The organism is Mesorhizobium yinganensis, from assembly GCF_040081985.1.
Taxonomy (GTDB): domain Bacteria; phylum Pseudomonadota; class Alphaproteobacteria; order Rhizobiales; family Rhizobiaceae; genus Kumtagia; species Kumtagia yinganensis.
This window is the reverse complement of sequence record NZ_JBEBMH010000087.1, coordinates 1-1274: the sequence shown is the minus strand read 5'-3', so window position 1 is coordinate 1274 and position 1274 is coordinate 1. Positions and strand designations below refer to the sequence as shown.

General features: G+C 68.0%; 1 protein-coding gene. It reads left to right on the top strand.

From position 1 onward, the window contains the following. Positions 1-1274: IS66 family transposase (gene tnpC / locus ABMA59_RS37090; RefSeq protein WP_349010321.1), on the top strand; the 1274-nt coding region annotated here is incomplete at both ends.

The following is a 1274-nucleotide window of genomic DNA, read 5'->3' as shown; positions in this document are numbered from 1 at the left end:
GCTCGATCGTCAGATCGATCTGCTCGAGCTGCTCATTGGCGACCTGGAGGAGGCCGAGGCTGCGAGCGAAGCCCGCCAGGACGCGACTGCGGCGATGCCGGGCACGGTGACGGCGCCAACCAGACCGCCGCGCGCCGGCAATCGCCGGCCGCTGCCCGATCACCTGCCGCGCGAGATCATCACCCACGCCGGGGTTTGCGTCTGCCCGGCCTGCGGGTCCGAGCGGCTGCGCAGGATCGGCGACGATGAGCGCGAGGTGCTGGAATATGTGCCGTCACACTTCAAGGTCGTTGTCCATGTTCGGCCGAAACTGAGCTGCCGTGACTGCGAGGCCATCACCCAGCCGCCGATGCCGAGCCTGCCGATCGAACGAGGCAGACCGGGCCAAGGGCTGATCGCCCATGTGCTCGTCTCCAAATATTGCGACCATCTGCCTTTGAACCGACAGTCCGGCATCTACGCCCGCGAGGGCGTCGACCTGGATCGATCGACCCTGGCCGACTGGGTCGGGCGGGCCGCCTGGCTGGTGGCGCCGGTGGCCGAACGCATCGGCGACTACGTCCGTGCCGGCCCGGCCATCCACGCCGACGACACGCCAATCCCCGTTCAGGACCCGGGACGCGGCAGCACCAAAAGCGGCCGATTATGGGTCGTTGTGCGCGACGAAGGAACCTGGGGCTCGCCCAATCCGCCGGCAGCCTTCTATCGCTACTCGCCTGACCGCAAGGGCGAACACGCCCAAGCCCTGCTGGCGCCGGCATCCGGCTTCCTTCACGCCGACGCCTATGCCGGCTTCGACAAGCTCTACGAACCGGATCCGATCACCGGCCGCTCGCGCCTGGCGCCGGTCGCGTGTTGGGCCCATGCCAGGCGCGAACTGTTCGACGAGCACGCCAGGACCAAATCGCCGATCGCGCGTCAGGCGCTGGACAAGATCGGCGCGATCTTCGCCGTCGAGCGCGAGATCAACGGCCGGAGCGCCGAGGCCCGTCTGACCGTGCGCCAGACGCAAAGCGCGCCGTTGCTGGCCGACCTCAAGGATTACCTGGAGACCAGCCTGGGCAGGATCAGCCGCAAAGGCGACCTCGCCAAAGCCATCCGCTACAGCCTCAATCGCTGGGAGGCGCTCTGCCGCTTCACCGAAGATGGCCGTCTTGAGATGACCAACAATGCCGCCGAACGCGCGATCCGCCCCCTGACACTCGGGCGACGTAACTGGACCTTCCTCGGCTCGGACGCCGGCGGCGAGCGAGCGGCCGTCTTCTACACCCTGA